Genomic DNA, 618 nt, shown 5'->3' on the forward strand with positions numbered 1-618 from the left:
GTATAGTATATAGGACACGAATCCAAGCGTTTAGTATGTAGTAAATGTGGGTTTATCAAAGATATACATCCAAAAAGAAGATGGGATAATCTGTGGGCATTTAGCCATGAACTATTTGATGAAAAACAAGGGATTGATTGGTACTTTGGTTTACCATTATATCTGCAAACACAGTGTTGTGGACATAATATATGGTTTTTTAATTTCGAGCATCTTTGCCATATAGAAGATTATATTAAAAAACATGTAAGACCTTCTGAATTATATTATTTGAGTATTGAAAGTAGGCTGCCAACATGGATGAAACTTTCAAAAAATAGAGAAGAAGTACTTAAAACGATAGAAAAATTAAAACAAAAAGTTTAACCTGCAATTTATTCTTGTTTTATTTTCTCTTCCTATATCGATAATTATGTAAATAAGCTGTCCATATGGGCAGCTTATTTTATCTTTTGTTTAGCACGGGGATTTTTTCATGAAGAAAAGACACCCATATAAGAGTGTCTTTTCCGATAGTTTTTTAGCAGAAGCAGCTAGCTCCAACTATGATTAATAAAATAAATAATACAACTAATAAAGCAAATCCTCCAGCGAAGCCGCCGCCGCCGCAACTACCAC

General features: G+C 32.5%; 1 protein-coding gene. It reads right to left on the reverse strand.

Going from position 1 to position 618, the window contains the following annotated elements; translation table 11 throughout:
- Positions 1 to 520: 520 nt before the first annotated feature.
- On the reverse strand, positions 521 to 618 hold a 98-nt coding region (locus tag AC1DJR_RS32670), incomplete at its 5' end, for a YjcZ family sporulation protein (protein ID WP_477004537.1).

Source organism: Bacillus sp. 05T31, assembly GCF_056396725.1.